Below are 22,470 nucleotides of genomic sequence, written 5' to 3'. Positions count from 1 at the left end.
TTCCGTCTGCCATTGCCCCGCTACATCGATAATGGGCGGAATTTTAAATTGTTCCTGACCTACCGGAACTTTTTTCGATGGACTTCGTTTGCTCATGATGGTGCTGTCGCCGCGTGAGTGGCGGGTCGGCCCCCACCGCGATGGCGGTGTGCAGACGACGACAACGAAACAGAGGTTGTTCATGTCCCTCGCTCAAGCGATTGCTCCCCATCTGCCCTATCTGCGCCGCTTCGCGCGCGTGCTCGCGGGTAGCCAGAGCGGAGGCGATGCCTATGCCGTCGCGACATTGGAGGCGATCCTTGCCGATCCGGCGGCGCTCGACCGGCAGATCGACCTGCGCGTTGCGCTGTATCGCGTGTTTCTGCGGGTGTGGCAGTCCATCCAGCTCAATGCGGAGGCGCCCCTAGCCATCGACACCGAGCCGCAGGATGAAGGTTTCACACGGCTCGAGCAGCTGACGCCGCGTCCGCGCGTCGCCTTCCTTCTCGCCGCGGTCGAAGGATTCTCGACCGCGCACGTCGCCCAGGCCCTCGACTGCAGCGAGGACGAGGCGGCGGCGCTTCTCGCCGAGGCCGGCCAGGAGCTCTCCGAGCAGCTGGCGACCGACATCCTCATCATCGAGGACGAGCCCATCATCGCCATGGACCTCGAGGCGCTGGTCGAAAGCCTCGGCCACCGTGTCATCGACGTCGCCCGGACCCACAGCGAGGCCCTCGAGGTCGTGAAGCGGCAGCGTCCGGGACTGGTGCTCGCCGATATCCAGCTCGCCGACGGCTCGTCCGGCCTCGATGCGGTCAACGACATCCTCGCCGAGGCGGAGATGCCGGTGATCTTCATCACGGCCTATCCGGAGCGGCTGCTGACCGGGGCGCGGCCCGAGCCGACCTTCCTGGTCACCAAGCCGTTCAGCCCGGATGCCGTGAAGGCGGTGATCAGCCAGGCGCTGTTCTTCGACCGACGCTCGCACCAGGCAGGTCCCGTCGCGGCGGCAAGCTGAGCGCGTCGTCCGCCGGCGCCCGAGCTTGCGAAGCGCGGGCCCGGCGGCGATCCGCCCTGCTATGCCTAATCCTTCCGTTTCGATCGTCCGGGGCGCTCCAGCAGGCGCCCCGAGACGAACCCGGCTATGAGGGCGGCAAGCATCAATTGCTTGCCGTCCAGAGACCGGGCAAGCTCACGCCCCACGTTCAGAGCGGAGGCTTCGAGCGCTTCCTGCCGCGACAGGCCGGCGGCAGTGGCTGGGTGGGCAGCGACGTCGCGGGGCCGATACCGACCGGCGCGCGCGCCCAGAAGAAGCAGGATGGCCACGAGCACGAAGGTCCCGGCGATGATCGACGGGGCCGCAATCGGCCCATACAGGTCTTCCAGCCACCGGTGAGCGGCGATCGCGGCGAAGACCAGCCCGATGCCGAGGGACAAGGCCGCCAGCAGGCACAGGACGATGCTGCGCACGATGCGCGCGGCTCCTTCTTGCACCTGCCGGCGCGCAGCGCTGGTGACGAGCGAAAGAAGCCCGCCCATCAGCGCCGGCTCATCATGCCGAGGATGAGGCCTATGCCGCCGGCGATCAGCACTGCCGTGAGCGGGTTGCGTTCGATGCCGTGCTCGATTTCGGAGCCGACGGAACGCACCCGGCGCTCGGCATCGGCAGCGGCGTCGCGCGTTGCCCGGGCGATTTCCTCGGCCGTGGCCGTGAAGCGGTCCATCGTCTCGCCGGCTGCCGTGCGCACCCGCTCGCCGGTTTCCTCGAGCTCGCGCTGCAGGAGGTTGGAGACGGCCTCGGTCAGACGACCGATGTCGCCCCTGAGGGTGTCGATCTCCCGGCGCAGCTCAATCGCCTCAGCGGACCCGCCATCGGTCTTGGTGGCCATCCTCTCCTCCTCGCTTTCAGTGGGTTCAACGCTCTTTCAGTGCCGGCTCAGCCAGGTGTCGATCTCGCGTTCGGCCTGGTCCTTGGCATAACCGTAGCGCTCCTGGAGACGGCCGACGAGTTCGGTCCGCTTGCCCTCGATGACGTCGAGGTCGTCATCGGTGAGCTTGCCCCACTGCTGCTGGGCCATGCCCTTGAATTTCTTCCAGTTACCTTCGACCTGATCCCAGTTCATCTCCACCTCCGTTTGCAAGGAATGTCCGACAGGCCGCAGCGCCGTGCGGCTTTGCCCGGAAAGAACGCCCCTGCGACATCGATGGTTCCGTCGGTCCCCGTTGGGAACTTCTCGTCCGGCGCGACGTTGATGGATGATTGAACACAGGACGGTATGATGATTGTGGCAGCGTTTACGGAGACCTCGGTATGACCATGACGAGCGACGGAAGAGCCGGAGACGGCCATAACCGACGCCGTGATGCTGCCCTGGGCGGCAGCCGGGCAGCCCTTCGGATGCGCGATGGAGACGGCGGATCCGTCATGGCTGAAAACAAGAACGATGCGGTGGTTGTGTCGCACGCGGCTGTTGCTGCGCCGTTGCCCGAGCACCTGACGCGGTGCCTCAGGGCGATGTACGACGACGTTCTCGACGAGCCGGTGCCGGACCGTTTCCGTCAGCTCCTCGAAGCGCTCGATCGTCAGCAGGGAGCCGCCGATGCAGCCGACTGAGAAGACCAAGCAGGATCTGCTGAAAGCCATCCCCAGCCTGCGTGCCTTCGCGATGTCACTCACCGGCAATCCGGACCGCGCGGACGACCTGGTGCAGGAGGCCCTCATCCGTGCCTGGGCCAACCTCGGTTCCTTTACCGAGGGCACCAATATGGTCGCCTGGCTCTATACGATCCTGCGCAACGCCTTCTATTCGGAGTATCGCAAGCGCAGCCGCGAGGTGGAGGATGTCGACGGCCGGGCCGCCGCGGCCCAGGCGATGCCGCCCTCGCAGCTCGACCACATGAACATGTGCGACTTCCGCGCCGCGCTGATGACCCTGCCGGCCGACCAGCGCGAGGCGCTCGTGCTCGTCGGGGCGGCCGGCATGTCCTATGAGGAGGCGGCGGAGATCTGCGGCTGCGCGCTCGGCACCATCAAGAGCCGCATCAACCGCGCTCGCACGCGCCTTGCCCAGGTCCTCTCCGTGGAGAACGGCGCCGATTTCAGCGCCGATCCCGAATGGCAGGCGGTGATGGACCAGCCGGTTCCCACGGCGCGGGCGGGCTGACCGCTCAGCAGGCTTCGCCCGCGAAGGTCGCCTTCAGGGCCTTGCCGAGGCGGCGGGTGTCGCCGTCGAACAGCCGATCGGCGGCGCGTGAGATCCTCTTCTCCAGCCGCCGCTGCTCCTTGCCGATGAGGCTGCCGAGGGTGGCGAGTTCCGCCCCATCGACAAGGCCGGCACCCGCAATGGCCCGGCGGGCGTCGTGCAGGTCGTGGTGGCGCCCGAGGAGGTCGCGCAGGTCCTGCATGCGCTTGCGGCGCGTCTCCATGAGACGGCCCGCGGCTGTGAGGAAGCCGAGATGGTAGCGGTGGCGCACCACCCAGCGGCGCGCGGCATGCAGTTCGTCCGCATCGCGGCTGGAAAGGCCCTTGGCGAGGCGCCGCCGCGCCCGGCGCACCGTGTGCTTCGCGCCCTTGAGGAGCTGGCGCCAGCTATCGGGCACGGGCCAGTCGCCGACGCCTTCGCCAAGGCCGTGCAGCGCTTCCGCCACCTGCGCGACGCGCTGGTGGCTCAGGACCTCGCCCTCGGCAGCGGAGGCACATTCGTCGGCCCACCGGCACAGGCGGGCGAGCAGGGCGCTCGCCTTCTCCGGAGCATGATGGGCCAGCGCGCCGAGGGTTTCGGCGAGGACGCGCGCCTCCCGGGCGCCCGCGAGCAGGGTCGCGCTGTCGCGCAACTGCGCATCGACCTCGCACAGCCGTTCGCATTCGGGATCGGCGAGACGCAGCAGCGCCCGGAGCGCCTTGATGCCCTTGCGCGTCTCATGCGCGGCGGTCGCCGGCATGGCGTCGAAGGCGGCGAGCGCGCGGGACATGTCGGCGAGGAGGGCCCGCGCGAGGTGTCGCACGGCCTCGTCTGCCGGCAGCGAGGGGTCGAGCGCGTGTTCCGCGATGGTCGGCGGGCGTGCATCCATGGCGCTATTCGCGGCATTGCCCCGCCTCCTGTCAACGGTGCGCTGCCCGACCGGCGCCCAATACCGCCGTGGAGCACGTCACGGGGCGGCTTTCAAATCTGCAGCTTCCTGATCTAATCTCGTCACAGTGCCGTCATGGGCGGCAGCGGGCGCGTGCCCGCATCTCGGGAGGCAATCGATCATGCAGAAACTGTTCTCGCGCCGCGATGTCGCGCGGCTCGGTCTGGGGCTGGGCGCCGTTGCGCTCATGGGGCGCGAAGCCTTCGCGCAGGGGCCGGCCTTCTTCCGCATCGGCACCGGCGGCACGGCGGGCACCTACTATCCCGTCGGCGGCCTCATCGCCAACGCGGTCTCCAACCCGCCCAACCTCATTGTGACGGCGCAGGCGGCCAACGGCTCCGTCGCCAATGTCAACGGCATCGCCTCAGGCGCCATCGAATCCGGCTTCAGCCAGGCGGACGTCGCCTACTGGGCCTATACGGGCACGGGCCTGTTCGAGGGCAAGGGCAAGGTCGACGTGCTGCGGCTCATCGCCAATCTCTATCCAGAGAGCATCCACCTCGTCGTCTCCAAGGCCGCCAACATCAAGTCGGTCGCCGACCTCAAGGGCAAGCGCGTGTCGCTCGACGAGCCGGGCTCGGGCACCCTCGTCGACGCCAAGATCATCCTCGGCGGCTGGGGCCTGACCGAAAAGGATGTCGCGGCGGACTACCTGAAGCCGAACCAGGCGGCCGAGAAGATGCGCGACGGCGGCATGGACGCCTTCTTCTTCGTCGGCGGCTATCCGACGAGCGCCATTGCCGAACTCGCGGCGACCAGCTCCGCCGGCATCGACATCGTGCCGATCGACGGCGAGGGCGCGGCCAAGATCATGAGCGAATACAAGTTCTTCGCCGCCGACGAGATCCCCGCCGACACCTACAAGGGCGTCGGCGCCGTCAAGACGCTCGCCGTCGGTGCCCAGTGGGTGACGTCCTCCAACGTGTCGGACGATGTCGTCTACGAGGTCGTCAAGGGGCTGTGGAGCGACAAGACCCGCCAGGCGCTCGATGCCGGCCATGCCAAGGGCAAGCTCATCCGCAAGGAGACGGCGCTCGCCGGCGCGGGCATTCCGGTCCATTCGGGTGCCGAGAAGTTCTACAAGGAAGCCGGCCTCTTGAAGTAAGAGCCTGGAGAGGCAGTAGGCAATCGGCCGTCGGCAGTCGGGATCCCGGCCGCCGAGGCGCGATTGCCTGCTGCCAAGCCTTTTGGGGCAGTCAGCCCCGACGACTGCCGACTGCCCATTGCCCATTGCCGTGTCCCTGACAATGACCAATGCAAACCTTCACACGGTGACCGAGAGCCGGTCGCTCGAGGAGAAGTTCGATCCGGAGATGCGCTTCCGCCCCCTCCAGCCGGGTGTGGCGTGGCTGGTCGCGGGGCTGCTCTTCGCGCTGTCGGCATTCCATTACTACACGGCCGGTTTCGGTCTCCTGCGCGAGACGACGCATCGCGGCATCCACATGGCCTTCGTCGTCGGCCTCATCTTTCTCGTCTTTGCCGCCCGCAAGGTCGACCAGGAGAGGCTCGCGCCATCGCGATGGTGGCGTCCCGGCGGCATCCCGCTCTTCGACTGGGCCTTCGCCGTCGCCGCCGTCGCCGCCAGCCTCTACGTGCCTTGGATCTTCAGCGAACTCGCCTTCCGCGTCGGCAACCCGACGCCGACCGACGTCCTCATGGGCACGCTGATGATCGTCACGCTCATCGAGGCGACCCGGCGCGGTGTCGGTTGGCCGCTGCCGATCATCGCGACCGGCCTCATGGCCTATGCCTATTTCGGCCCCTCCATGCCGGGCATCTTCCAGCATCCGGGCGCCTCCTGGTCCAACATCGTCAACCACCTCTACCTGACGAGCCAGGGCATCTACGGCATCCCCCTCGGCGTGGTGGCGACCTATGTCTTCCACTACGTGCTGTTCGGGGTGCTCGCGACGCGCATCGGCCTCGGCAAGCTGTTCATCGATCTTGCGTCCTGCGTCGCCGGGCGCTTCGCCGGCGGGCCGGCGAAGATCTCGATCTTCGGCTCCGCCCTCTTCGGCATGATCTCCGGCTCGTCCATCGCCAATACGGTGACGGTGGGCTCGCTCACCATTCCGGCCATGATCCGGCTCGGCTATCCGCGCCATTTCGCGGCGGCGGTGGAATCGACCGCCTCGACCGGTGGGCAGATCACGCCGCCGATCATGGGGGCTGCGGCCTTCCTCATGGTCGAGTTCCTCGGCATCGCCTACACCAGCGTCATCCTCGCCGCCGCCGTGCCGGCCTTCATGCATTTCTACGGCGTCTTCGCGCAGGTGCATTTCGAGGCGAAGAAGAGCGGCCTGCGCGGCCTGACCGCGGCCGAGCTGCCCAATCCGCTCAAGGTGCTGCGCGAGGGCTGGCAGACGCTGATGCCGCTCGCGGCGCTGCTCACCATCCTCTTTTCGGGCTACACGCCCTATCTCGCCGCCTTCTGGGGCATCACCGCCTGCATGGTCGTCGGCCTCGCGCGCGTGCCGGCGATCACCGTCGGCTATTTCGCGGCACTCGCGGTGGCCGTCGCCTTCGGCGTTGTCACGCAGCTCTGGTTCTCGGTGCCGATGGTGCTCTTCGCCATCGGGCTCGGCGTCGCCGGCTGGCTGCGCGACGACCGGCACAAGGCGCTCGTCATCGATGTCGCCGACGGCTTCGTGGTCGGTGCCAAATATGCCATTTCGGTCGGCGCCGCGGCGGCGACCGTCGGCATCATCATCGGCATCGTCACGCTGACGGGCGTCGGCTTCAAGATCTCCTACATCGTCACGAGCCTTGCGGCGGAGATCGGCCAGGCGGTGCTGTCGGTCGTGCCCGGCGGGCTTTTAACCGACAAGGGCCTGACGCTCTTCTTCACCCTGGTGCTGACCGCCATCGTCTGCATCCTGCTCGGCTGCGGCGTGCCGACGACGGCCAACTACATCATCATGGTGACGGTGGCCGCGCCGACGCTCGCGCTCTTCGCCATCGAGCCCGTGGTCGCGCACTTCTTCGTCTTCTACTACGGGGTGCTGGCGGATGTGACGCCGCCCGTCGCGCTGGCGGCCTATGCGGGCGCCAGCATGGCGGGGGCCGATCCGTTCCGCACGGGCAACACGGCCTTCCGCCTCGCGCTCGGCAAGGTGCTGGTACCCTTCGTCTTCGTCTATGGCCCCGCGATGCTCATCGTCACCCAGGGCTTCAACTGGCCGGACTTCCTGACGACGACGGCGGGCTGCCTCATCGGCATCACGCTGCTCTCGGCGGCCTTCGCCGGCTATGGCCTTGCCCCGCTCGCCGGCTGGGAGCGGTGGCTCATCGGCATCGCGGCGCTGCCCACCGTGGCGCCGGGGCTGACGAGCTCGCTCGCCGGCGTCGCCCTCGCGAGCCCGGTCGTCCTGCGCCAGCTCCTCGCCATGCGGCGCGCGGCGGCGCCAGGCCTCGGCTGAGACCGGCGCTGGTTCAGGCCTTGACGTAGACCCAGGCCTCGCGGCCGGAGGCGAGGCGCACGAGGATGCGCCGGTAATCCGCCACCTCATAGGCGTCGGCGGCCGCAAGCTCGGCCTCGGTGATGGCGAAGACCTTGCCGGGGACGCGGTCGGCCGGGTTACCGGTGGGCGCGACGATGGGGTGGAAGCGGCTGCCGCTGGTGCGGACCACCTCCGGATCGGTGATCTCGACGAAGGATTGCCGGTACCCAGGCATGGCGTCGTCGCTGCCGTCGAGCAGCCGGCCGAAGGAGGCGAGCTGCACGTTCTCCTGCTGCAGGGTGCCGTAGGAGAACAGGAGAACGGTGCGGCTGTCGCTCATCGGTTCGCTCTTCAGTCGGAACATCGCGGGGGCCGCTACGTTAGCGCCTCGCGCCCCGCCGGCCAGTGGGTGTCGCCGCGGCAGGCTGCGACATCGTCGCGCGGGTCCCTGCGGCGCATCTCGCCCTTCGCCGCGGAACGAAGGTGGCCGCGCTTCGTTCGAAGACTGTCCCCGACAACGAAAGGGAGAAGACAGATGCAGGATATTTCCGGCAAGCGCGTCGCAATTCTCGCCACCAACGGCTTCGAACAGTCGGAGCTCGAGGTGCCACGCGACAAGCTGCGCCAGGCGGGTGCCGAGGTTCACGTAATTTCGCTCGAGGGCGGCGAGATCAAGGGGTGGGACAAGAGCGACTGGGGCCGCCCGGTGCCGGTCGACAAGACCCTCGACGCAGTCCGGCCGCAGGACTACGACGCGCTGGTGCTGCCCGGCGGGCAGATCAACCCCGACCTCTTGCGCGTCGAGACGAAGGCGCTCGCCTTCATCAAGAGCTTCTGGACGGACAAGAAGGTGATCGGCGCCATCTGCCATGCGCCGTGGCTGCTGATCGAGGCCGGCATCATTCGGGACCGCCGCGTCACCTCCTACAAATCCATCAAGACCGACGTGATCAACGCCGGCGGCAAGTGGGAGGACAGCGAAGTGGTCACCGACCAGGGCCTCGTCACCAGCCGCAATCCCGGCGACCTCGACGCCTTCTGCGGCAAGCTCGCGGAGGAGATCCGCGAGGGCCGGCACGAGCGTCGGGCCGCGTAACCGCCGCCATCAACAGCCGCAGGTTGGGAAGGCGTCCCTCAGGGGCGCCTTTTCCATTCTGGAGCGGACAGCGTGCCGCCGCTACCATCCCGGAAGCGTCCATCAGCTTGACAGGGGCCCGGTCCCGATTCATAGGAGAATGAATGTTCATTCTCATCGGGTGAGTGTTGCGTAGCGACCTATGGGAGCGTCCGGCCGAGGGCGAGGGGAGCGCCGACAGGCGCTCGCGTATCCTCGATGCGGCCGAGAGGTGTTTCGTCCGCAGCGGCTTTCATCGCACGACGATGCAGGACGTTGCCGCCGAGGCAGGCATGAGTGCGGGCAATCTCTACCGGTACTTCCGCTCGAAGGGCGCGATCGTCGCGGGCCTGACGGAGCGGGACCGGGCGGAGATGGCCTCCGACCTGTCGGTCATCGGTGCGGGGGACGATTTCATCGCCGCCTTCCGCGAACTGGGGCGCAAGCACTTCGAGGACGAGCCGCGCGAAAGGGCGGTCCTGTGCCTCGAGATCTGGGCGGAGGCGACCCGCAACCGCAAGGTGGCCGCGACGGCGCAGGAGTTCGAGCGTGATCTCATCACGCGCCTGACCGATCTGATCGCCGCCGCGCAGGCGAATGGCTCGGTCTCGCCGCTCAGCGAGGCGCGCGACATCGCGGTGCTGATCGCAACGCTCGCCGATGGGCTGTTCGTACGCCGGGCCCTCCTGCCGGATTTTGATGCCGATCGGGAGGTCCGTCATGTTCTCACAATCCTTGGCGCCTTGTTGAAGGGACACATTTGTCTGTCACAAGGCGGTTGCGGCGCGGAGGCGTCCTCATGAAGGCCAGTCGAGTTCTTGCCGTCGTCATTCTGATCGGCGCCGTAGCGTGGATCGGATCGGGCGTGTTCGGCCGCGACGGCGAGCAGACCGCGGCGCTCGCGCCGCAGGCCGAGACGCAGGCGCAGGCCCTGTTCCGCGTCGCCGTGCTGCCGGCGACGGTGGAGGACCACGCACGCCGCGTCGTCCTGTCCGGCCGCACCGAGGCGGACCGGCGCGTCAACGTGTCGGCCCGTGCCGACGGCACCATAGAGCAGCTCAACGTGCGGCGCGGCGCGCGGGTCAAGACCGGCGACGTCCTCGCCGTCATCTCCGACGAGGCGCGCGAGGCGCAGGTCGCGCAGGCCAAGGCCAAGCTCGAGCAGCGGCGCGTCGAGCTCACGGCGCGCCTCACCCTCATCGAGCAGGGCAACCTCGCTCCGCTGCAGAAGCCGCAGCTCGAGGCGGAGCTGCGCGCGGCCGAGGCCGCGCTCGCCCAGGCCGAGACCGAGCTCAGCAAGAACCAGGTGCGCGCGCCCATCGACGGCATCGTCATCGAGGTGCCGGTCGAGGCCGGGCAGCCGTTGCAGGTCGGCGCCAAGGTAGCCGAGATCATCAGCCTCGATCCCATGCTCGCCGTGGTCGAGATCGCCGAGCGGCAGCTCGGCGGCATCACCGTCGGCGACACGGCGAAGGTCAAGACGGTGAACGGCGTCGAGGCCGCGGGGCGGGTGCGCTTCATCTCCGCGGCAGCGAGCCAGCAGACCCGGACTTATCGCGTCGACATCGAGCTCGCCAATGCCGACGGGCAGCTGCCGGACGGAGTGACCTGCGAGGTGGTGCTGGAGCTCGCGCCCCAGCCGGCCGCGCATGTGCCGCGCTCGGCATTGACCTTCTCCGCCGAGGGGCGGCTCGGCGTCCGGGTCGTCGGCACGGGCGACGAGGTGGCCTTCGTGCCGGTCACGATCATCGAGGACGGGCTTGAGAAGGTGTGGCTCGGCGGCCTCCAGACCGGCCAGCGCGTCATCGTGCAGGGGCAGGATTTCGTCAAGGAAGGCCAGCGCGTGACGCCCGTCGAGGCGCCGGCGGCGGTGGTCAGCAAGGGCTGAGGCCCACGCGGCTCCCCGCATCCGGCCCGCCGGCGGGCGGTTCGGGAGCCCTCATGCAGCTTCAACGGCGGAACGGCGCGAGCGGCCGTTCCGCCTGCAACGTTCGGGGACCGGGCCCATGGCCAATCCTGTCGATTACGCCATTTCCCATGCCAGGCTGACGCTTGCGACGCTCGCGTTCCTGCTCATCGCCGGCTTTTCCGCCTATCTCTCGATCCCGAAGGAGGCGGAGCCGGACGTCAAGGTCCCGATCATCTACGTCAGCGTGACCCAGCGCGGCATCAGCCCGCAGGACGCGGAGCGGCTCATCCTGCGGCCCATCGAGACGCAGCTCAAGTCGGTGTCGCACGTCAAGGAGATGCGGGCGGCCTCCTATGAGGGCGGCGGCTACGTGCTGGTCGAGTTCGAGGCGGGCTTCGATTCCAACGCGGCGCTCGCCGACGTGCGCGCCAAGGTGGACGACGCCAAGAGCGACCTGCCGCGCGAGGCGGACGAGCCGAAGGTGCAGGAGGTCAATCTCTCGCTCTTCCCGGTGCTCGTGGTGGCGCTCGGCGGCAATGTGCCGGAGCGGACGCTGCTGCAGCTCGCGCGCCAGGCCGAGACGGCGATCGAGCAGCTGCCGGGCGTGCTCTCGGCCGACCTGCGCGGCGCGCGGGACGAGGTGGTGGAGATCATCGCCGAGCCGATGCTGATGAAGAGCTACGGCATCTCGCTCGACACGCTGGTGCAGTCGTTTTCCGCCGGCAACAGCCTCGTCGCCGCCGGTGCCATCGAGAGCGCCTCGGGGCGCTTCGCGGTGAAGGTGCCCTCGCTCATCGAGCGGCCGGAGGACGTGCTGAAATTCCCGGTGGCGGCGACGCCGTCCGCCGTCGTCACGCTCGGCGACGTCGCCGAGGTGCGGCCGACCTTCAAGGACCCGACCTCGATCACGCGCATCAACGGCAAGCCGGCGATGACGCTCGAGATCGTCAAGCGCACCGGCGCCAACCTCATCGAGACGGTGGATGCCGTCAAGCAGACGATGGCCGATCTGCAGAAGACCTGGCCGTCGACCGTGGAGGTGGCGTTCACGCAGGACAAGTCGAAAGACATCCGGACGATGCTGCACGAGCTGCAGAACAGCGTCATCACGGCCGTTCTGCTCGTCGTCGTCATCATGCTGTTCGTGCTCGGCGGCCGTGCGTCGATCTTCATCGGCATCGCCATTCCGGCCTCGTTCCTCGCCGGCATCCTCGGCCTGCAGCTCGCCGGACTGACGGTCAACATCGTCGTCCTGTTCTCGCTCATCCTCGCCGTCGGCATGCTGGTCGACGATGCCATCATCGTCTCGGAATTCGCCGAGCGGCGCATGGCGGAGGGCATGCCGGCGAAGGCGGCCTATTCGCTCGCCGCCAAGCGCATGGCGGGGCCGGTGATCGCGGCCACGGCGACGCGCGTCGCCGCCTTCTCGCCGCTGATGTTCTGGCCCGGCATCGTCGGCGAGTTCATGAAGTTCCTGCCGCTGACGCTGATCGCCACGCTCTCGGCCTCGCTGGCGGTTGCCCTGTTCTTCACCCCGACCCTCGGCGCCATCATGGGCCGGGCCACCGAGATCAAGGACGAGCGCGCGGCCGACCGGGGCGTCTACATGCGCACCGTGCGCCTCGCCCTCAAGCATCCGCTCGCCACGCTCGGGCTCGCGGTGCTGCTGCTCGTCGGCGTGATCCAGGCCTACGGGCGCTTCGGCCACGGCGTCGAGTTCTTCCCCGAGGTGGAGCCGGACTATGCGCTCGTGCAGGTGCGCGCGCGCGGCAATCTCTCCATCGCCGAGAAGGACGGGCTCGTGCGCCAGGTGGAGGAAACGCTGCTCGGCATGAAGGAGCTGGAGACCGTCTATGCGCGCGCCGGCGAAGGCCAGCGCGGCTCCGACGAGGTGACCGAGGATACCGTCGGCACCATCCAGTTCGAATTCGTCGACTGGCGCGAGCGGCGTCCGGCCTCCACCATCATGGAGGAGATCCGCCAGAAGACGGCGGGCCTCCCGGGCGTGATCATCGAGGTGACGAAGCCGGCGGCCGGCCCGCCGACGGGCAAGCCGATCACCCTGCAGATCACCTCGCTCGATCCCGAGAAGCTGTTCCCGACGGCCGTGCGCGTCGGCGACCTGCTCCGCTCGATGCCCAATACGCGCGACGTCGACGACGGGCTGCCGCTGCCGGGCATCGACTGGCGGCTCGACGTCGACAAGGCCGAGGCGGCCAAGTACGGCGCCAATCCCTCGTCCGTCGGCACCGCGGTGCAGCTCGTTACCAACGGCGTGAAGATCGCGGAATACAGGCCCGACAATACCGACAAGTCGGTCGACATCCTCGTGCGCTTCCCCGGCGACCGGCGCAGCATCGACCAGCTCGACGACCTCAGGATGAACACGCCGTCGGGCTATGTCCCGATCGGCAATTTCGTCACGCGCACGCCGGACCAGAAGGTCGGCCTGATCAACCGCGTCAATGCCCAGCGCGTCGTGACGGTGACGGCCAACGTCGCCGAGGGCGTGCAGACCGCGCAGGTCCAGCAGGCGGTGATGGAGGCGCTCGCCAAGGAGAACTTCGGCGACGGCATCTCCTTCAAGATGAAGGGCGAAGACGAGGAGCGCGAGAAGGCCGGCGCCTTCCTGATGAAGGCCTTCGGCGCGGCGATGTTCCTGATCTTCGCCATCCTGCTGGCGCAGTTCAACAAGTTCACCAGCGTCCTGCTGGTGCTGACGGCGGTCATCCTGTCGACCATCGGCGTGCTCGTCGGCCTCATGATCATGGGCCAGGCCTTCGGCGTGGTGATGACCGGCATCGGCGTCATCGCCAATGCGGGCGTCATCGTGAACAACAACATCGTGCTGATCGACACCTACGACAGGCTGAGGCGCGAAGGCTGGACCGCCTATGACGCCATCATCGAGACCTGCCGCGAGCGTGCCCGGCCGGTGGTGCTGACGGCGGTGACGGCGGTGCTCGGCGTCGCGGCCATCGCCTTCGGGGTCAATATCGACTTCGTTACGCGCGACGTCTTCGTCGGAGCGCCGTCGACCCAGTGGTGGATTCACCTGTCGACGGCCATCGTCTTCGGCCTCGGCTTCGCGACGATCCTGACGCTCATCGTCACGCCGGCCGCGCTCATGGCGATCGCCAACCTCGCCGCCTGGCGCGACGCGCGCCGCGCCCGCCGGCGCGAGCGGAAGGCGGGTGGAGCCGGCGGCGGCTCCGCGGCGGGCGCGACGCCGGCGGAGTAGCCGAGACAGAGCGGGGCCGGCCGGGCAGGGTGATTGCCGACAGGACCCCTCTCGTGTCGACGGTCTTGAGTCACAGCGTCATGCCCGCGCTCGTCGCGGGCATCCACGCCTTGGGAGGTCGTGCAGCTTCAAGAGCGTGGATGGCCGGGACAAGCCCGGCCATGACGGTGGTTTTCGATATTATTCCGCCGCGTCCGGCACCTTCAGCACGCCGCGGCGGATCTGGTCTTCCTCGATGGATTCGAAGAGGGCGCGGAAGTTGCCCTCGCCGAAGCCCTCGTCGCCCTTGCGCTCGATGAACTCGAAGAAGATCGGCCCGAGCACCGTGCCGGAGAAGATCTGCAGGAGCACGCGCGTCATGGTGCCGCCGCGCGCGCCGACCTTCACGGCGCCCTCGCCGTCGATGAGGATGCCGTCCTTCTTCAGCCGCTCCACGTCCTCGCCGTGGCCGGGCACGCGCGCGTCCACCTTCTCGTAATAGGTCGGTGGCGGGGCGGGCATGAAGGGCAGGCCGTTTGCCTTGAGGCGCTCGACGCTCTCGTAGATGTCACGGCAGCCGCAGGCGATGTGCTGGATGCCCTCGCCCTTGTAATCCTTGAGATATTCCTCGATCTGGCTCTTGTCGTCGACGGATTCGTTGATCGGGATCCGGATCTTGCCGCAGGGGCTGGTGATGGCGCGGCTGATGAGGCCGGTCAGCTTGCCCTCGATGTTGAAGAAGCGGATCTCCTTGAAGTTGAACAGCTTCTCGTAGAAGCCGGCCCACACGTCCATGCGCCCGCGGTGCACGTTGTGGGTGAGATGATCGATGTAATAGAGCCCGACGCCTTCGGGCTTCTTTTCGGCGCCCGGCAACGGCTCGAAATCGGCCATCCAGTCGTCGCCCTCGTTGGAGACGAAATAGATGACCGAACCGCCGATGCCCTCGATCGCCGGCGCATCGACGGCGAGCGGCCCGCGGTCCTCGCGCACGGGCCTGGCGTCGAGCGAGAGCGCGCGCTTGCGCGCGAAGGCGGGATCGACCATGCGCCAGCCCATGCCGACCGCGCAGGGGCCGTGCTCGGCGGCGAAGGCCGCGGCATAGCTCGCCGGCTCGTCATTGGCGAGGTAGCAGACGTCGCCCTGGCGCCACAGCGTCACGGCGCGGCTCTTGTGCCGGGCGACGGGGGCAAAGCCCATCTTGGCGAAGAGGTCTGCGAGCTTCTCGGGCTCGGGATGGGCGAATTCGACGAAGGCGAAGCCGTCGGTGCCCATGGGATTGGAAGCATCGATGACGGCCGGCTCGGCATCGTGCGGGAAGGGACCCATGCTGTTCTCTCCTCTCTGGTGATGTAGGACAGAATGACGCATGATCGGTGCAAGGTGCTTGCAAAGGGCGGCATTCTTGCCGGCACGGATGCCGGTTTCGTGCATGAAATGGGGATCGGATGCAGGAAGCGATCGCTCTCGACGGGTTCGACTGGCGCCTCCTTCACGCGCTGCAGGAGGATGCCTCGCTGACCAATGCGGGGCTTGCCGAGCGCGTCGGCCTGTCGGCCTCGCAGGTATCGCGGCGGCGGCAGAAGCTGGAGGAGGCCGGGATCATCCGCGGCTACCGGGTCGATCTCGACGGGCGCAGGCTGGGCCTCGGCGTCACGGTCTTCGTCCATGTGACGCTCAACACCCATTCGCGCGACAATGCCCGGCGCTTCCGGGATCTCGTGCGGCGCACGCCGAGCGTGCTCGAGGGCCATGCCCTGACCGGCGAGGCCGACTATCTCCTCAAGCTCGCCGTTGCGGATCTCGGCGAACTGTCGCTCGTCATCAACGATGTCCTCCTGCCGGACCCGAGCGTTGCCCGGGTGCGCTCGGAAATCGTGCTTGAGACGCTGAAGGAGGCGGCCGGACTGCCGCTGCCCGGCCTGCCCGCCTGAGGTGGGGCGGAAGGCCGGCCGGTGCGATTTGCGGCCGGGCGAAGCAGGGCTCCATCTGGCAATAGCCGCCCGGCGATCCTACCTGCCGGAAGGAGAGGGCGGCGAGCAGCGCCCGCAACAGGGAGAGAGGGATGTTCGACGCCAAGAAGCTTCTCGACGCGCTCGTCGGTTCGGCCGCCGCCGGCGGCGGCAACGGCAAACAGGGGGAGGCCGGCCTCGGCAACATGCTGAACGACGTGCTCGGGCAGTTCACCGGCGGTGCAGGCGCGGCCGGACGCCCCGGAGCACCGGGGGCGGGCGGCAACATCGCCGAGAAGGCGATGGGCTATCTCAACACGCCGCAGGGCAACATGGCGGCGAGCGCCGTCATCGGCGGCCTCGCGGGCCTGCTGATGGGCTCGAAATCCGGCCGCAAGCTCGCCGGATCGGCCGCGAAGGTCGGTGGTCTCGCCCTGATCGGCGGCCTCGCCTATACCGCCTACCGCAACTGGAAGGCCGGGCAGCAGCCGGCCGCCTCGGCCGGTGCGCAACCCGGCGGAGTGCAGATGCTGCCGCCGCCGTCGCAGTCGCCCTTCAGTGTCGAGGGCGCCTCGCAGGACACGGCGCTGGTGCTGCTGAGGGCGATGATCGCCGCGGCGGCCGCGGACGGGCACGTCGATACGGTCGAGCGCGGCCGCATCATCGGCGGGCTGAAGCAGGCGGGCTTCGACATCGAGGCCACGCAGTTCCTCGACAACGAATTCGCCAATCCCGCCCCGATCACGACGCTCGCTGCCGCCGCGCGGACGCCGGAACTGGCGAGCGAGATCTACACGGCGGCGCGCCTCGCGATCGAGCCGGACACCTTCGAGGAAAAGACGTTCCTGACCCAGCTCGGCGACGCGCTCGGCCTCGACAAGGCGCTCATCGCCCATATCGACGCCGCGGCGACGGCGGCGAAGGCGTAAGCCGCAGGCAGAACATGGGGCGCCGACGCGCTCGTCGAGGGGATGACGGCGTGACGCTCGCCCGGGATTGAAGGGCGTGGATGGCCGGGACAAGCCCGGCCATGACGGGCGGAGAGGTTCTGCCTCATTCCTCCTGTTCCATCTGCGTAACTGTCTCGGCCGTCATGCCCGCGCTTGTCGCGGGCATCCACGCCGTGACGCTCGCCCGGGTTGAAGGGCGGGGATGGCCGGGACAAGCCCGGCCATGACGGGCGGGGAGGTTGTGCCACGCTCTTCCCGCTCCCTTTGCGCAGCCGTCTCCACCGTCATGCCCGCGCTCGTCGCGGGCATCCACGCCGTGACGCTCGCGCGGGGTTTAAAGCCGTGGATGGCCGGGACGAGCCCGGCCATGACGAACGGGGAAGTTGCGCCACGCTCTTCCCGCTCCCTTTGCGCAGCCGTCTCCACCGTTGTGCCCGCTCGTCGCGGGCATCCACGCCGTGACGCTCGCGCAGGGGTGAAAGGCGTGGATGGCCGGGACGAGCCCGGCCATGACGGACGGAGAGGTTCTGCCTCATTCCTCCTGTTCCATCTGCGTAACTGTCTCGGCCGTCATGCCCGCGCTCGTCGCGGGCATCCACGCCGTGACGCTCGCGCAAGGCTGAAAGGCGTGGATGGTCGGGACGAGCCCGGCCATGACGGGCGGGGAGGCTACGCTCTGCCGTTGAGCGAGGCAGGCTCGTCACGCCGCCTTGCGCGAGGCGAGGAAGGCGCCCATGCGGTCGAGCGCCTTCAGGATGTTTTCGGTCGAGTTGGCATAGGACAGGCGGATGAAGCCCTCGCCATGGACGCCGAAGTCCGGCCCGCCGATGACGGCGACGCCCGCCTCCTCGAGGAGGGCCGAGGCGAGCGCCTTTGCCTTCCAGCCCGTGCGCGAGACGTTCGGGAAGGCGTAGAACGCGCCCTTCGGCGTGGCGCAGGAGACGTCCGGCAGCTTGTTGAGACCCTGGACGACGACCTTTCGCCGCCGGTCGAACTCGGCCACCATCTCGCTGACGCAGTCCTGCGGGCCGGTGAGGGCGGCGAGCCCCGCCCATTGCGCGGCGGCATTGACGCAGGAATAGGAATTGACCGCGAGCTTGCGCGCCGCCTCGTAGAGCGGCTTCGGCCAGAGCGAGAAGCCCATGCGCCAACCGGTCATGGCATAGGTCTTCGACCAGCCGTCGAGCAGGATCAGGCGGTCGCGGATCTCGGGATAGGCGAGCAGCGACACGTGCTCCTCGCCGTCGTAGGTCATCTGGCCGTAGATCTCGTCCGACATCACGGCGACGTCCGGGTGGGCGGCAAGGCCGGCGACGAGGCGGTCGATCTCGGCCTTGGGCGTGACGCCGCCGGTCGGGTTGGCGGGGGAGTTGAGGATGAGGAGGCGCGTCCGCGGCGTGATCAGCGACAGGGTCTCCTCGGCGGAGAAGGCAAAGCCATTCTCCTCGCGGATCGGCACCGGAACGGGCGTCGCCCCGGTGAACTCGATCATCGAGCGGTAGATGGGAAAGCCGGGATCGGGATAGAGGATCTCGGCCCCCGGCTCGCCGAACATGAGGATCGCCATGAACATGGTGACCTTGCCGCCGGGCACGATCAGCACCTCGTCGGGCGAGACGGAGACGCCGAGGCGGCGGTGAATGTCGGCGGCGACGCTCTCGCGCAGCGGCAGGATGCCGGTGGCCGGCGTATAGCCGTGGTGGCCGTCGCGCAGGGCCTTGACGGCCGCCTCGACGATGTGGGGCGGGGTCGGGAAATCCGGCTGGCCGATGCCGAGGTTGATGATGTCGCGCCCCTCGGCGGCGAGCGCGGTGGCGCGGGCCAGCACGGCGAAGGCGTTTTCCTCTCCGATGCGCCCGAAGGCGTCGACGATCCTGAGCATTCTCACTCCCTAGATCTTCAGTTGATGTCCTGGTTCTTCATCGGCTTGCCGAGGGCGCAGTCGCGGTTGGCGCCCGTGCCCGGGGCGTTCTCGAAAGTGCATCGGCGCTCCGGCTGCGGTCCGCAGACCTTCGCGAGGTCGCGAAAGCCGACGCAGCGGCCGTCCGGGCCGCGGTAGCCGGGGCCGCCCTTGCAGCCGCAACCGCGGCACGCCGGCCGCTCGGGACAGGCCGCGAGGACCGGACCGGCCCAGGCCAGCACGGCAACGGCGAGCGCCGCCGCGAACAGCCGCATGGTTCGGCCGCCACACCCCTTCCGATCGCTCCCCACCCCTCGCGTCCCCCGCCTGTTGCCAGCGTGAGGCAACGGAGCCCTGCCTCCAACGCATCAGTTCAGCGATTGATTTTCCGCTGCATTTAGGGCGATGCTGGCAGGGAAATCAAACGGCTAAATCGTTTTTATAGCGCCTTGCAGAAGGCGTGGGACGGGAAGGACAACGCCACATGACTGCGCATAACCGGGACAAATCGCAGCTGCGCTCGCGCCTGTGGTTCGACAATCCCGACAATCCGGGCATGACGGCGCTCTATCTCGAGCGCTACCTCAACTACGGCCTGACGCGCGAGGAGCTGCAGTCGGGCAAGCCGATCATCGGCATCGCCCAGACGGGCTCGGACCTCTCGCCCTGCAACCGCCACCATCTCGACCTGGCGCAGAGGGTGCGCGAGGGCATTCGCGCCGCCGGCGGCGTGGTGATGGAATTCCCCGTCCATCCCATCCAGGAGACGGGCAAGCGCCCGACCGCCTCGCTCGACCGCAACCTTGCCTATCTCGGCCTCGTCGAGGTGCTCTACGGCTATCCGCTCGACGGCGTGGTGCTGACGACGGGCTGCGACAAGACGACGCCGGCCTGCATCATGGCCGCGGCGACGGTGAACATTCCGGCCATCGTGCTCTCCGGCGGGCCGATGCTCAACGGCTGGTTCCGCGGCGAGCGCACGGGCTCCGGCACCGTGGTGTGGAAGGCGCGCGAGCTGCTCGCCGAGGGCAAGATCGACTACGAGAAGTTCATCGAGCTCGTCGCCTCCTCGGCGCCGTCCGTCGGTCACTGCAACACCATGGGCACGGCCTCGACCATGAACTCGCTGGCCGAGGCGCTCGGCATGAGCCTGCCCGGCTGCGCCGCCATCCCCGCGCCCTATCGCGAACGCGGGCAGATCGCCTACGACACCGGCAAGCGCATCGTCGAGATGGTGTGGGAGGACCTGAAGCCCTCCGACATCCTGACGCGCGAGGCCTTCGAGAACGCCATCGTGGTCAATTCGGCCATCGGCGGCTCGACCAATGCGCCGATCCACATCAATGCCATCGCCAAGCACATCGGCGTGCCGCTGAGCGTGGAGGACTGGGAGACGGTGGGGCACAAGGTGCCGCTGATCGTCGACCTGCAGCCGGCCGGCAAATATCTCGGCGAGGAATATCACCGTGCCGGCGGCGTGCCGGCGGTGGTCAACGAATTGATGCAGCACGGCCTCATCCGCGAGGGCGCGCTCACGGTGAATGGCAGGACCATCGGCGAGAACTGCCGTGGGCGCGAGGCGGAGGACCGCGACGTCATCCGCAGCTTCGACAACGCGCTGATGCAGGATGCCGGCTTCATCGTGCTGAAGGGCAACCTGTTCGATTCGGCGATCATGAAGACGAGCGTGATCTCGAAGGAGTTCCGCGACCGCTACCTGTCGAATCCGAGCGACCCCGACGCCTTCGAAGGGCGGGCCATCGTCTTCGACGGGCCGGAGGACTACCACAAGCGCATCGACGATCCGGCCCTCGGCATCGACGAGCATTGCATGCTCTTCATGCGCGGCGCCGGGCCCATCGGCTATCCGGGGGCGGCGGAGGTCGTCAACATGCAGGCGCCGGACTATCTCCTCAAGAAGGGCATCACCTCGCTGCCCTGCATCGGCGACGGGCGCCAGTCCGGCACGTCGGGCTCCCCGTCGATCCTCAACGCCTCGCCCGAGGCGGCGGCTGGCGGCGGCCTGGCGCTGCTCAGGACCGATGACCGGGTGCGCATCGACCTGCGCAAGGGCACGGCCGATATCCTCATCTCCACCGAAGAGCTCGCCGCCCGCCGGGCCGAGCTGGAGAAGAACGGCGGCTACCCCTATCCCGCCAGCCAGACGCCCTGGCAGGAGATCCAGCGCGCCATGGTCGATCAGCTCTCCGAGGGCATGGTGCTGAAGCCGGCGGTGAAATATCAAAAGGTCTCTCAGACCTTCGGGGTGCCGCGCGACAACCATTGACGTGGTTCACACGGCTCGCCCTTCCCGACGGAGAGACCAGTGAGCTCCATCCACGACCGCCGTCACGCATTCCGCCGGCTGCACGAGGCCGGCGGGGCCTTCGTCATGCCGAACCCGTGGGATGTGGGCACCGCCCGCTTCCTGCAGAGCCTCGGCTTCAAGGCGCTCGCCACGACGAGCGCCGGCGTCGCCTTCTCGCAGGGCTTCCCGGACACCGACTGGGCCGTCCCGCGCGATGCGATGCTGGCGCATATCCGCGAGATCGTCGAAGCCGTGGACGTGCCGGTGAACGCCGATTTCGAATCGGGCTATGCGCACGAGCCGGGCGACGTCGCCAAGAACGTGCGGCTGTGCGCCGAGACCGGCGTCGCGGGCCTCTCCATCGAGGATGCGACGGGGGAGCCGTCGCGCCCGCTCTATGACCTCAGCCTCGCGAAGGAGCGGATCGCGGCGGCGCGTGCCGCCATCGACGAGGCCGGCAAGGGCGTCGTGCTGACGGCGCGGGCGGAATGCTGGCTCGTCGGCCACGCGGCGCCGCTCGACGAATCCATCCGCCGGCTCGTCGCCTATGCCGAGGCCGGGGCCGACTGCCTCTATGCGCCCGGCTGCCGGACGCCCGAGGAGATCCGCGCCATCGTCGAAGCCGTGGCGCCCAAGCCCGTCAACGTGCTCATTCCCGCCGGCACGACCATGGGCGTCGACGAATTTTCGGCCCTCGGCGTCAAGCGCCTCAGTGGCGGCTCGGCCTTGTGCCGGGTTGCCTGGGGCGCCTTCATGCAGGCGGCGCGCGATGTGGCGACGACCGGGCGCTTCGATGCGCTCGCGCAGGCCGTGCCCTTCGACGAGATCAATGGCTTCTTTCGCGACGACCTTGCGCACGGGCGGAGGCCGACGCGATGAACGATCCGGTCATCGGCCCGGCGCGCGGCCTGCCGCCGCGGCGGGAGCATGAGGGGCGCACGGTCGTTCTCGCGCCGCTCGACGCGCGGCTGCATGCGGCCGACCTGTGGGCGGCCGTCGCGGGGCACGACAGTCTCTGGGACTACATGGCCTACGGCCCCTTCGCCGATGCGGAGGCCTTCGGCCTCTGGCTCGAGGGGCGGGCGGAGCTGAGTGATCCGTTCTATTTCACCGTGATCGACCGCGGCACGGGCCGGGCCGTGGGCCTCGTGACGCTGATGGAGATCCGCCCCGCCCACGGGGTGGTCGAGGTCGGGAACATCGTCTTCTCACCGGCGCTGCAGCGTACCTGCGCGGCGACGGAGGCGATCTATCTCCTTGCGAAGCATGTCTTCGACGATCTCGGCTACCGCCGCTTCGAGTGGAAGTGCAACGCGGCCAATGCCGCCTCGCGTCGGGCAGCCGAGCGCTTCGGCTTCACCTTCGAGGGCATCTTCCGCCAGCACATGATCGTCAAGGGGAAGAACCGCGATACCGCCTGGTTCGCCATGCTCGACAGCGAGTGGCCGGCGCGCAAGGCGGCCTTCGAGAGCTGGCTGGCGCCCGGCAATTTCGACGCGGCGGGGCGCCAGCGCGTCCCGCTCGCCGCTTTTCAGAAGAAACCTCAAGCGACAATCTAGGGAGTAAC

22 protein-coding genes are annotated in these 22,470 nt (G+C 68.4%); 14 read left to right on the top strand and 8 right to left on the bottom strand.

Going from position 1 to position 22,470, the window contains the following annotated elements; genetic code table 11:
• The first annotated feature begins 181 nt into the window (after positions 1 to 181).
• Complete coding sequence (locus tag AL346_RS03940) at positions 182 to 997, top strand: response regulator (RefSeq protein WP_026015256.1); 816 nt, start codon at positions 182 to 184, stop codon at positions 995 to 997.
• A gap of 65 nt (positions 998 to 1,062) precedes the next feature.
• Here AL346_RS03940 and AL346_RS03935 read toward each other — a convergent pair whose 3' ends face one another.
• Genes AL346_RS03935 through AL346_RS03925 form a run of 3 tightly spaced genes read right to left on the bottom strand, consistent with a single transcriptional unit; the run spans position 1,063 to position 2,102 of the window.
• On the bottom strand, positions 1,063 to 1,518 hold the full coding sequence (locus AL346_RS03935; protein ID WP_019402885.1) for a hypothetical protein: 456 nt from the start codon (positions 1,516 to 1,518) through the stop codon (positions 1,063 to 1,065).
• Complete coding sequence (locus AL346_RS03930) at positions 1,518 to 1,868, bottom strand: YqjD family protein (RefSeq protein WP_019402884.1); 351 nt, start codon at positions 1,866 to 1,868, stop codon at positions 1,518 to 1,520. The genes AL346_RS03935 and AL346_RS03930 overlap by 1 nt, the downstream gene beginning before the upstream one ends.
• Before the next feature lie 36 nt (positions 1,869 to 1,904).
• On the bottom strand, positions 1,905 to 2,102 hold the full coding sequence (locus tag AL346_RS03925; RefSeq protein WP_019402883.1) for a CsbD family protein: 198 nt from the start codon (positions 2,100 to 2,102) through the stop codon (positions 1,905 to 1,907).
• 188 nt (positions 2,103 to 2,290) lie between these two features.
• Here AL346_RS03925 and AL346_RS25520 point away from each other — a divergent pair, with 188 nt between their 5' ends.
• Entirely contained in the window at positions 2,291 to 2,593 is a 303-nt protein-coding gene (locus AL346_RS25520) for a NepR family anti-sigma factor (RefSeq protein ID WP_156332675.1), read from the top strand.
• A complete protein-coding gene (locus AL346_RS03915) occupies positions 2,580 to 3,143 on the top strand; it encodes a sigma-70 family RNA polymerase sigma factor (protein WP_019402881.1) in 564 nt (187 codons plus the stop codon). The genes AL346_RS25520 and AL346_RS03915 overlap by 14 nt, the downstream gene beginning before the upstream one ends.
• Positions 3,144 to 3,147: 4 nt before the next feature.
• On the opposite strand, the gene AL346_RS03910 is transcribed toward AL346_RS03915, so the two are convergent.
• Positions 3,148 to 4,050, bottom strand: a complete 903-nt coding sequence (locus AL346_RS03910; RefSeq protein WP_019402880.1) for a CHAD domain-containing protein — start codon at positions 4,048 to 4,050, stop codon at positions 3,148 to 3,150.
• 181 nt (positions 4,051 to 4,231) lie between these two features.
• Between AL346_RS03910 and AL346_RS03905 the strand changes: the two genes are divergently transcribed.
• Together AL346_RS03905 and AL346_RS03900 are read left to right on the top strand one after the other, a co-directional pair.
• Positions 4,232 to 5,215 (top strand): TAXI family TRAP transporter solute-binding subunit, encoded by a 984-nt coding sequence (locus AL346_RS03905; RefSeq protein ID WP_019402879.1) that lies wholly within the window; start codon positions 4,232 to 4,234, stop codon positions 5,213 to 5,215.
• A gap of 142 nt (positions 5,216 to 5,357) precedes the next feature.
• The gene (locus AL346_RS03900) at positions 5,358 to 7,529 is read left to right on the top strand and encodes a TRAP transporter permease (protein ID WP_019402878.1); all 2,172 of its coding nucleotides are present in this window, start codon (positions 5,358 to 5,360) and stop codon (positions 7,527 to 7,529) included.
• A gap of 13 nt (positions 7,530 to 7,542) precedes the next feature.
• On the opposite strand, the gene AL346_RS03895 is transcribed toward AL346_RS03900, so the two are convergent.
• Positions 7,543 to 7,890: a gamma-glutamylcyclotransferase family protein gene (locus AL346_RS03895; RefSeq protein WP_019402877.1), complete on the bottom strand. Its 348-nt coding sequence runs from the start codon at positions 7,888 to 7,890 to the stop codon at positions 7,543 to 7,545.
• Between the two features lie 195 nt (positions 7,891 to 8,085).
• On the opposite strand from AL346_RS03895, the gene AL346_RS03890 reads away from it, so the two are divergent.
• The 4 genes from AL346_RS03890 (at position 8,086) to AL346_RS03875 (ending at position 13,814) form a co-directional block, all read left to right on the top strand.
• Complete coding sequence (locus tag AL346_RS03890; protein WP_053193282.1) at positions 8,086 to 8,646, top strand: type 1 glutamine amidotransferase domain-containing protein; 561 nt, start codon at positions 8,086 to 8,088, stop codon at positions 8,644 to 8,646.
• 164 nt (positions 8,647 to 8,810) lie between these two features.
• Entirely contained in the window at positions 8,811 to 9,467 is a 657-nt protein-coding gene (locus tag AL346_RS03885; protein ID WP_156332674.1) for a TetR/AcrR family transcriptional regulator, read from the top strand.
• Positions 9,464 to 10,552, top strand: a complete 1,089-nt coding sequence (locus AL346_RS03880; RefSeq protein WP_019402874.1) for an efflux RND transporter periplasmic adaptor subunit — start codon at positions 9,464 to 9,466, stop codon at positions 10,550 to 10,552. The genes AL346_RS03885 and AL346_RS03880 overlap by 4 nt, the downstream gene beginning before the upstream one ends.
• Positions 10,553 to 10,670: 118 nt before the next feature.
• Positions 10,671 to 13,814 (top strand): efflux RND transporter permease subunit, encoded by a 3,144-nt coding sequence (locus AL346_RS03875; RefSeq protein WP_082312406.1) that lies wholly within the window; start codon positions 10,671 to 10,673, stop codon positions 13,812 to 13,814.
• 180 nt (positions 13,815 to 13,994) lie between these two features.
• On the opposite strand, the gene hppD is transcribed toward AL346_RS03875, so the two are convergent.
• Positions 13,995 to 15,122 (bottom strand): 4-hydroxyphenylpyruvate dioxygenase, encoded by a 1,128-nt coding sequence (gene hppD, locus AL346_RS03870; RefSeq protein WP_019402750.1) that lies wholly within the window; start codon positions 15,120 to 15,122, stop codon positions 13,995 to 13,997.
• 119 nt (positions 15,123 to 15,241) lie between these two features.
• On the opposite strand from hppD, the gene AL346_RS03865 reads away from it, so the two are divergent.
• Complete coding sequence (locus tag AL346_RS03865) at positions 15,242 to 15,727, top strand: Lrp/AsnC family transcriptional regulator (RefSeq protein WP_019402749.1); 486 nt, start codon at positions 15,242 to 15,244, stop codon at positions 15,725 to 15,727.
• Between the two features lie 131 nt (positions 15,728 to 15,858).
• The gene (locus AL346_RS03860; protein WP_019402748.1) at positions 15,859 to 16,674 is read left to right on the top strand and encodes a tellurite resistance TerB family protein; all 816 of its coding nucleotides are present in this window, start codon (positions 15,859 to 15,861) and stop codon (positions 16,672 to 16,674) included.
• Positions 16,675 to 17,395: 721 nt separating this feature from the next.
• Here the strand turns inward: AL346_RS03860 and AL346_RS03855 are convergent.
• Both AL346_RS03855 and AL346_RS03850 read right to left on the bottom strand, forming a co-directional pair.
• Positions 17,396 to 18,577, bottom strand: a complete 1,182-nt coding sequence (locus AL346_RS03855; RefSeq protein ID WP_019402172.1) for a pyridoxal phosphate-dependent aminotransferase — start codon at positions 18,575 to 18,577, stop codon at positions 17,396 to 17,398.
• A 17-nt stretch (positions 18,578 to 18,594) separates the two neighbouring features.
• The gene (locus AL346_RS03850; RefSeq protein ID WP_019402171.1) at positions 18,595 to 18,870 is read right to left on the bottom strand and encodes a hypothetical protein; all 276 of its coding nucleotides are present in this window, start codon (positions 18,868 to 18,870) and stop codon (positions 18,595 to 18,597) included.
• Positions 18,871 to 19,079: 209 nt separating this feature from the next.
• Between AL346_RS03850 and AL346_RS03845 the strand changes: the two genes are divergently transcribed.
• The 3 genes from AL346_RS03845 to AL346_RS03835 are packed head-to-tail and all read left to right on the top strand — an operon-like array spanning position 19,080 to position 22,462.
• Positions 19,080 to 20,882 carry an IlvD/Edd family dehydratase gene (locus AL346_RS03845; RefSeq protein WP_019402170.1) on the top strand — a complete coding sequence of 601 codons (1,803 nt, stop codon included), beginning with the start codon at positions 19,080 to 19,082 and terminating at the stop codon, positions 20,880 to 20,882.
• Between the two features lie 39 nt (positions 20,883 to 20,921).
• A complete protein-coding gene (locus AL346_RS03840; protein ID WP_019402169.1) occupies positions 20,922 to 21,782 on the top strand; it encodes an isocitrate lyase/phosphoenolpyruvate mutase family protein in 861 nt (286 codons plus the stop codon).
• Positions 21,779 to 22,462 (top strand): GNAT family N-acetyltransferase, encoded by a 684-nt coding sequence (locus AL346_RS03835; protein ID WP_019402168.1) that lies wholly within the window; start codon positions 21,779 to 21,781, stop codon positions 22,460 to 22,462. Before AL346_RS03840 ends, AL346_RS03835 begins: the two co-directional genes overlap by 4 nt.
• Positions 22,463 to 22,470 lie beyond the last annotated feature (8 nt).

Origin of the sequence: Chelatococcus sp. CO-6 (assembly GCF_001271345.1) — a bacterium.
Classification (GTDB): Bacteria; Pseudomonadota; Alphaproteobacteria; order Rhizobiales; family Beijerinckiaceae; genus Chelatococcus_A; species Chelatococcus_A caeni.
This window is presented reverse-complemented; position numbering and strand designations above follow the sequence as displayed.

Bases quoted from the DNA above. Each gene is read 5' to 3' on its own strand.
- AL346_RS03865 (WP_019402749.1), top strand. From the start codon at position 15,242: ATGCAGGAAGCGATCGCTCTCGACGGGTTCGACTGGCGCCTCCTTCAC.
- AL346_RS03895 (WP_019402877.1), bottom strand. From the start codon at position 7,890: ATGAGCGACAGCCGCACCGTTCTCCTGTTCTCCTACGGCACCCTGCAG.
- AL346_RS03875 (WP_082312406.1), top strand. From the start codon at position 10,671: ATGGCCAATCCTGTCGATTACGCCATTTCCCATGCCAGGCTGACGCTT.
- AL346_RS03915 (WP_019402881.1), top strand. From the start codon at position 2,580: ATGCAGCCGACTGAGAAGACCAAGCAGGATCTGCTGAAAGCCATCCCC.
- AL346_RS03880 (WP_019402874.1), top strand. From the start codon at position 9,464: ATGAAGGCCAGTCGAGTTCTTGCCGTCGTCATTCTGATCGGCGCCGTA.
- AL346_RS03900 (WP_019402878.1), top strand. From the start codon at position 5,358: ATGACCAATGCAAACCTTCACACGGTGACCGAGAGCCGGTCGCTCGAG.
- AL346_RS03860 (WP_019402748.1), top strand. From the start codon at position 15,859: ATGTTCGACGCCAAGAAGCTTCTCGACGCGCTCGTCGGTTCGGCCGCC.
- AL346_RS03855 (WP_019402172.1), bottom strand. From the start codon at position 18,577: ATGCTCAGGATCGTCGACGCCTTCGGGCGCATCGGAGAGGAAAACGCC.
- AL346_RS03835 (WP_019402168.1), top strand. From the start codon at position 21,779: ATGAACGATCCGGTCATCGGCCCGGCGCGCGGCCTGCCGCCGCGGCGG.
- AL346_RS03890 (WP_053193282.1), top strand. From the start codon at position 8,086: ATGCAGGATATTTCCGGCAAGCGCGTCGCAATTCTCGCCACCAACGGC.
- AL346_RS03845 (WP_019402170.1), top strand. From the start codon at position 19,080: ATGACTGCGCATAACCGGGACAAATCGCAGCTGCGCTCGCGCCTGTGG.
- AL346_RS03850 (WP_019402171.1), bottom strand. From the start codon at position 18,870: ATGCGGCTGTTCGCGGCGGCGCTCGCCGTTGCCGTGCTGGCCTGGGCC.
- AL346_RS03935 (WP_019402885.1), bottom strand. From the start codon at position 1,518: ATGGGCGGGCTTCTTTCGCTCGTCACCAGCGCTGCGCGCCGGCAGGTG.
- AL346_RS03940 (WP_026015256.1), top strand. From the start codon at position 182: ATGTCCCTCGCTCAAGCGATTGCTCCCCATCTGCCCTATCTGCGCCGC.
- AL346_RS03930 (WP_019402884.1), bottom strand. From the start codon at position 1,868: ATGGCCACCAAGACCGATGGCGGGTCCGCTGAGGCGATTGAGCTGCGC.
- AL346_RS03905 (WP_019402879.1), top strand. From the start codon at position 4,232: ATGCAGAAACTGTTCTCGCGCCGCGATGTCGCGCGGCTCGGTCTGGGG.
- hppD (WP_019402750.1), bottom strand. From the start codon at position 15,122: ATGGGTCCCTTCCCGCACGATGCCGAGCCGGCCGTCATCGATGCTTCC.
- AL346_RS03910 (WP_019402880.1), bottom strand. From the start codon at position 4,050: ATGGATGCACGCCCGCCGACCATCGCGGAACACGCGCTCGACCCCTCG.
- AL346_RS25520 (WP_156332675.1), top strand. From the start codon at position 2,291: ATGACCATGACGAGCGACGGAAGAGCCGGAGACGGCCATAACCGACGC.
- AL346_RS03925 (WP_019402883.1), bottom strand. From the start codon at position 2,102: ATGAACTGGGATCAGGTCGAAGGTAACTGGAAGAAATTCAAGGGCATG.